Source organism: Gilliamella sp. WF3-4 (genome assembly GCF_001690275.1).
Classification (GTDB): Bacteria; Pseudomonadota; Gammaproteobacteria; order Enterobacterales; family Orbaceae; genus Gilliamella; species Gilliamella apicola_C.
Map to the genome: position 1 here is coordinate 133,849 of NZ_LZGW01000056.1, position 6,000 is coordinate 139,848.

Annotated in this window: 11 protein-coding genes; all 11 read right to left on the minus strand. The window is 37.0% G+C overall.

Annotated features, from left to right (window positions below; all coding sequences use genetic code 11):
• Positions 1-486 precede the first annotated feature (486 nt).
• Positions 487-1,044: a ribosome recycling factor gene (frr, locus tag A9G47_RS12880; RefSeq protein WP_065568208.1), complete on the minus strand. Its 558-nt coding sequence runs from the start codon at positions 1,042-1,044 to the stop codon at positions 487-489.
• A 29-nt stretch (positions 1,045-1,073) separates the two neighbouring features.
• Entirely contained in the window at positions 1,074-1,808 is a 735-nt protein-coding gene (gene pyrH / locus A9G47_RS12885; RefSeq protein WP_065568207.1) for a UMP kinase, read from the minus strand.
• 118 nt (positions 1,809-1,926) lie between these two features.
• On the minus strand, positions 1,927-2,784 hold the full coding sequence (gene tsf, locus A9G47_RS12890) for a translation elongation factor Ts (RefSeq protein ID WP_065568206.1): 858 nt from the start codon (positions 2,782-2,784) through the stop codon (positions 1,927-1,929).
• An 84-nt stretch (positions 2,785-2,868) separates the two neighbouring features.
• Positions 2,869-3,606 (minus strand): 30S ribosomal protein S2, encoded by a 738-nt coding sequence (rpsB, locus tag A9G47_RS12895; protein WP_065568205.1) that lies wholly within the window; start codon positions 3,604-3,606, stop codon positions 2,869-2,871.
• A gap of 478 nt (positions 3,607-4,084) precedes the next feature.
• Positions 4,085-4,318 carry a hypothetical protein gene (locus A9G47_RS12900; RefSeq protein WP_065643080.1) on the minus strand — a complete coding sequence of 78 codons (234 nt, stop codon included), beginning with the start codon at positions 4,316-4,318 and terminating at the stop codon, positions 4,085-4,087.
• On the minus strand, positions 4,318-4,575 hold the full coding sequence (locus tag A9G47_RS12905) for a transposase (RefSeq protein ID WP_065642543.1): 258 nt from the start codon (positions 4,573-4,575) through the stop codon (positions 4,318-4,320). Before A9G47_RS12905 ends, A9G47_RS12900 begins: the two co-directional genes overlap by 1 nt.
• A 58-nt stretch (positions 4,576-4,633) precedes the next feature.
• Entirely contained in the window at positions 4,634-4,855 is a 222-nt protein-coding gene (locus tag A9G47_RS12910; RefSeq protein WP_065642049.1) for a hypothetical protein, read from the minus strand.
• Complete coding sequence (locus tag A9G47_RS12915) at positions 4,855-5,112, minus strand: transposase (RefSeq protein ID WP_065642048.1); 258 nt, start codon at positions 5,110-5,112, stop codon at positions 4,855-4,857. Before A9G47_RS12915 ends, A9G47_RS12910 begins: the two co-directional genes overlap by 1 nt.
• Positions 5,113-5,170: 58 nt before the next feature.
• Entirely contained in the window at positions 5,171-5,392 is a 222-nt protein-coding gene (locus A9G47_RS12920; RefSeq protein ID WP_065642049.1) for a hypothetical protein, read from the minus strand.
• Positions 5,392-5,649: a transposase gene (locus A9G47_RS12925; RefSeq protein WP_065642048.1), complete on the minus strand. Its 258-nt coding sequence runs from the start codon at positions 5,647-5,649 to the stop codon at positions 5,392-5,394. The genes A9G47_RS12920 and A9G47_RS12925 overlap by 1 nt, the downstream gene beginning before the upstream one ends.
• Positions 5,650-5,707: 58 nt before the next feature.
• Positions 5,708-5,929, minus strand: coding sequence for a hypothetical protein (locus A9G47_RS12930; RefSeq protein WP_065642049.1), 222 nt, complete (start codon positions 5,927-5,929; stop codon positions 5,708-5,710).
• Positions 5,930-6,000: the final 71 nt, after the last annotated feature.

Sequence of the window (6,000 nt, forward strand, 5' to 3'; positions counted from 1 at the left end):
GTCGCAAAAATAAGATTGAGATTAATATTTATGGTGAAACTTATCGTGGAAAAATTACCGTTATAAAAAACAGTAATAGATACCAAGTTATCTCAAATGCTGAATATTACAATGTCCCAATTTACTATCATGATGACAATGATGAAAATATAAAGTCAGAAGTAGTATTCACGGTTACTAAAAGATATTTTATACAGAATAAAAAAGTTGTTTCCGCAATATCATCAGATCCAATAGATAAGGAAAAAGCTGAAGAAGAATTATCATTAATATCTATAGCATTAAAGGAAGCCCATGAAAATAAAAAGTGTTTATCTTGGAATATTCAATAATAGTTAAAACAAGCTAATATATCTTGTTTTTATCCATACCCATGCTACTTGTGCTGAAAAGTTGAAAATATTATATACATAAAATAGCAACATTTTAGTAAATAAAAAACGCTCAGTTTTATAAAACCAAGCGTTTGCAAGGAAAAAAGATAAATTAGAATTCCATTAACTCTTTTTCTTTATCGGCCAGCACAGCATCTAATTTTTTGATTGCAGCATCGGTTGCTTTTTGGATTAAATCTTGTGCTTTACGCTCATCATCTTCAGATATTTCTTTATCTTTTAGCAATGCTTTAATTTGATCATTGGCATCACGGCGAATATTACGAATCGATACTCGACCTTGTTCTGCTTCATTACGAACAATTTTGGTTAAATCACGACGGCGTTCTTCTGTAAGCGGTGGCAAAGGTACACGAATTACTGTGCCTGCTGACGCAGGATTAAGCCCTAAATCTGAAGTTAAAATCGCTTTTTCAATAGCTGGCGTTAATGATTTATCAAATACGGTTATAGCTAGTGTTCTTGCATCTTCAGCAACAACATTGGCTAGTTGACGAAGCGGCGTTGGGCTACCGTAATATTCAACCATAATGCCATCTAATAAACTTGGTGATGCGCGACCAGTTCTTACTTTAGAAATATGATTTTGAAATGCATCAATACTTTTTTCCATGCGCGTTTGCGCTTCTTTTTGAATCTCGTTTAACATAATAAAAGCCTTATTTAAGATAAAGATAATTAGCTGGTTACTGTTGCTTTGTTACTAATTAATGTTCCTTCTTGCTCACCTAATATGACGCGACGCAACGCACCTGGTTTATTCATATTAAACACACAAATAGGTAGATTATGATCTCTTGCTAATGTAAATGCCGCTAAATCCATGACTTTAAGTTCATCATCTAATACTTTTTCATAGTTAAGCGTCTTATAAAGTGTTGCATTTGGATCTTTTACAGGATCAGCTGAATAAACACCATCAACTTTGGTTGCTTTTAAAACAACATCTGCTTCGATTTCAATACCACGCAGGCAGGCTGCTGAATCCGTGGTAAAAAAAGGATTACCCGTTCCTGCTGATAAAATAACGACTCTACCATGACGAAGCAAGCTAATTGCTTCAGTCCAACGATAATCATCGCAGACGCCATTCAATGGTATCGCTGACATTAAACGCGCATTAACTTCAATTCGGTGCAACGCATCACGCATCGCAAGGCCATTCATAACCGTTGCAAGCATCCCCATATGATCACCAACCACTCGGTTCATCCCAGCTTTAGCAAGTCCTGCGCCACGAAATAGATTACCACCCCCAATAACAACAGCAACTTGAACATTCATTTCAATCAGTTCTTTTATTTCTTGCGCCATACGGTCAAGAACAGTTGCATCAATACCAAAGCCTTCATCACCTTGTAGCGCTTCACCACTGAGTTTTAGAAGAATACGTTTATAGAAAGGGGTCACCATATTGAAGTCTCACTATTTCGTTGTTTAATTACTCAATAAGCTAACAAATTAGCTTGTCGTAATTTTAAAATATTTTGTAGATAAACAAAACCGCCTTAACGGCGGTTTTTTGAAACAATTAAGATTGTTTCGATATTGCAGCAACTTCTGCAGCAAAGTCAACTTCGACTTTTTCAATACCTTCACCTACTTCAAAACGAATGAATGAAGCGACTGTGGCTTTCTTTTCTTTTAGTAAATCACCAACAGTTTTAGAAGGATCCATAACAAAAGCTTGACCAGTTAATGATACTTCGCCAGTGAATTTACGCATACGGCCTTCAACCATTTTTTCAGCGATTTCACGTGGTTTACCTGATTGCATTGCAATATCGATTTGAATGTTACGTTCATGTTCAACAACATCAGCAGGCACATCACTTGGATCAACATATTCTGGTTTGCTTGCTGCAATATGCATTGCAATATGTTTAACTAATTCATCATCAGCACCATTAGCTGCCACTAATACACCAATGCGAGCACCATGTTGGTAACTACCAACTACGTCACCAGAAATTTCAGCAACACGACGAATACCAATATTTTCGCCAATTTTAGCAACTAGTGCAGTACGTTCTTCTTCAAATTTTGCTTGTAAAGCAGCAAGATCAATCATGCGATCATTTAAAGCTGCTGTTGCTACTTTTTCGCTAAATGCTAGGAAACCAGCATCTTTGGCAACAAAGTCTGTTTCACAGTTAACTTCTAAGATAACGCCATACTTTTTATCAGCAGAAATTTTAGAAATAATCACACCTTCAGCAGCAACACGACCTGCTTTTTTAGCTGCTTTGGCTTGACCTGATTTGCGCATGTTGTCAATTGCAAGTTCAATATCACCATTAGCTTCAACTAATGCTTTTTTACATTCCATCATACCTGCGCCAGTTCTTTCGCGCAGTTCTTTTACCATAGAAGCGGTAACTTCAGCCATTTTTTAATCCTCTATTTAACCATTGTGATGATTTTCATTAGAATGAGTGGACACTCAAGCATCCACCCGAAAATATTTGAGTTTTTACTCAGCTGCTGGTGCTTCTTCTACGAAGCTTTCTTCAGATACTGGAGATTGGTTTTGTTCACGACCAGAACGGACTGCCTCAGCAACCGCATTTGCATATAATTGAATTGCGCGGATTGCATCATCATTACCAGGAACAATGTAATCAATACCATCAGGATCTGAGTTAGTATCAACAACAGCAATGACTGGAATACCTAAATTGTTAGCTTCTTTGATTGCGATATGTTCGTGGTCTGCACCAATAACAAAAATCACATCGGGTAAGCCACCCATATTTTTAATTCCACCCAAGCTATTTTCTAATTTAGCCATTTCACGAGCACGCATTAGTGCTTCTTTTTTGGTTAATTTGTCAAATGTACCATCACTAGCTTGTGTTTCTAAATCTTTTAGACGTTTGATTGATTGACGTACTGTTTTCCAGTTAGTCAACATACCACCTAACCAACGGTGATTAACATAGTATTGTCCACAGCTTTCAGCCGCTTGTTTAATGGCTTCGCTAGCTGCACGCTTTGTACCAACAAATAAAATTTTACCTTTACGCGCAGCAACTTTGTTTAATTCAGCTAATGCTTCATTGAACATTGGTACTGTTTTTTCAAGATTGATGATGTGAACTTTGTTACGTGCACCAAAAATAAATGGTTTCATTTTTGGGTTCCAATAACGAGTTTGGTGTCCAAAGTGTACACCCGCTTGTAACATATCGCGCATTGATACTGTAGTCATGATTTCCTCATTTTGACGTTGGGGTTATGCCTCCACATATCCGCTTTAACCGACCTAATAACAACAAGTAAAAGGCACCCCGGAAAAGTGTGATGATATGTGTGTGTTATAACGTTAATTAATTATTAAAATTTAATGCTTAATTCATATTAATTGTCATTTACTATCTTATATAGAAAAACAATATGAAATGTAGCGCGCGTTTTATATCATAAATAGTATAAAATTACTAGCTTTATTTCCATTTATTAGCTGTTAGCGAAGCTAATTATTGTTATTTAGAAGTAAGTGAGCTTTATTAAACTTTCACTATTTATTTAACAAGCAAACATAAAAATAAATAAAATCAAAGTTATTTTTCTTGTAAATACCCCCCCAAACTTCGTACACAATTCAGGTAGAAAATTAGGCTGCCTGTTTTAACGTTTTATATTCGAGCGGTGTCATGTTATTAAATGTCTCATGCAGTCTTTAGGTGTTATAAATCGAGTAATTCCGCGATAGGTACGATTAAAGCATTTAGGAAACCCCAGCGTAAATGTCGGTTTGTGATAGCATTCAACACCGAAACAATCACCGAATCATCCAGTAACTCAGGTTGATAATAGTAAGCACAACGGCTTAAGCCAACAATAGCACAACTCATAGCAATAGCAACTGAATGATTTTGTTGTAGTTGCTGTGCCCACGTTTTACGTGCCTTTGTGGGCACTAAAGCTTTTTTATGATTTCTTCCTGAAGCTGTGATTTTAAACTTAGCTCAGCAAACATCTGTTTAAGCTTACGGTTTTCAGCCTCAAGCTCCTTTAAGCGTTTGATATCCGACGTTTCCATTCCGCTGTATTTTTCTCGCCATTTATAGAAAGTTGAATTACCCATGCCATATGTACGGCACAACTCTTTAACGGGTACACCTGCCTCTGCTTCTTTTAAAATAGCGACGATTTGATGTTCAGTCATTTTTTTCATAATTAAATCCTCTTTTACTTTTATCATAGAGAATTTTCTACTTTTTTGCTGTACTATTTTAGGGGGTAGTTACACGATGAAAACATTTAGGAAAGCCCCAGCGTAAATGCCGGTCTGTGATAGTATTCAACACCGAAATAATCACGGAATCATCCTGCAACTTAGGTTGATAATAGTAAGCACAACGGCTTAAGCCAACAATGGCACAACTCATAGCAATAGTAACCAAATGATTTTGTTGTAGTTGCTGTGCCCACGTTTTACGTGCCCCAGTTGGCACTAAAGCTTTTTTATGATTTCTTCCTGAAGCTGGGATTTTAAGCTCAGTTCGGCAAACATCTGCTTAAGCTTGCGGTTTTCAGCCTCCTGCTCCTTTAAGCGTTTGATATCCGACGTTTCCATTCCGCTGTATTTTTCTCGCCATTTATAGAAAGTTGAATTACCCATTCCATATGTACGGCACAACTCTTTAACGGGTACACCTGCCTCTGCTTCTTTTAAAATAGCGACGATTTGATGTTCAGTCATTTTTTTCATAATTAAATCCTCTTTTACTTTTATCATAGAGAATTTTCTACTTTTTTGCTGTACTATTTTAGGGGGTAGTTACACGATGAAAACATTTAGGAAAGCCCCAGCGTAAATGCCGGTCTGTGATAGTATTCAACACCGAAATAATCACGGAATCATCCTGCAACTTAGGTTGATAATAGTAAGCACAACGGCTTAAGCCAACAATGGCACAACTCATAGCAATAGTAACCAAATGATTTTGTTGTAGTTGCTGTGCCCACGTTTTACGTGCCCCAGTTGGCACTAAAGCTTTTTTATGATTTCTTCCTGAAGCTGGGATTTTAAGCTCAGTTCGGCAAACATCTGCTTAAGCTTGCGGTTTTCAGCCTCCTGCTCCTTTAAGCGTTTGATATCCGACGTTTCCATTCCGCTGTATTTTTCTCGCCATTTATAGAAAGTTGAATTACCCATTCCATATGTACGGCACAACTCTTTAACGGGTACACCTGCCTCTGCTTCTTTTAAAATAGCGACGATTTGATGTTCAGTCATTTTTTTCATAATTAAATCCTCTTTTACTTTTATCATAGAGAATTTTCTACTTTTTTGCTGTACTATTTTAGGGGGTAGTTACACGATGAAAACATTTAGGAAAGCCCCAGCGTAAATGCCGGTCTGTGATAGTATTCAACACCGAAATAATCACGGAATCATCCTGCAACTTAGGTTGATAATAGTAAGCACAACGGCTTAAGCCAACAATGGCACAACTCATAGCAATAGTAACCAAATGATTTTGTTGTAGTTGCTGTGCCCACGTTTTACGTGCCCCAGTTGGCACTAAAGCTTTTTTATGATTTCTTCCTGAAGCTGGGATTTTAAGCTCAGTTCGGCAAACATCTGCTTAAGCTT

Coding starts and splice junctions, on each gene's coding strand:
- frr (WP_065568208.1), bottom strand. CDS start 1,044: ATGTTAAACGAGATTCAAAAAGAAGCGCAAACGCGCATGGAAAAAAGT.
- pyrH (WP_065568207.1), bottom strand. CDS start 1,808: ATGGTGACCCCTTTCTATAAACGTATTCTTCTAAAACTCAGTGGTGAA.
- tsf (WP_065568206.1), bottom strand. CDS start 2,784: ATGGCTGAAGTTACCGCTTCTATGGTAAAAGAACTGCGCGAAAGAACT.
- rpsB (WP_065568205.1), bottom strand. CDS start 3,606: ATGACTACAGTATCAATGCGCGATATGTTACAAGCGGGTGTACACTTT.
- A9G47_RS12905 (WP_065642543.1), bottom strand. CDS start 4,575: ATGAAAAAAATGACTGAACATCAAATCGTCGCTATTTTAAAAGAAGCA.
- A9G47_RS12915 (WP_065642048.1), bottom strand. CDS start 5,112: ATGAAAAAAATGACTGAACATCAAATCGTCGCTATTTTAAAAGAAGCA.
- A9G47_RS12925 (WP_065642048.1), bottom strand. CDS start 5,649: ATGAAAAAAATGACTGAACATCAAATCGTCGCTATTTTAAAAGAAGCA.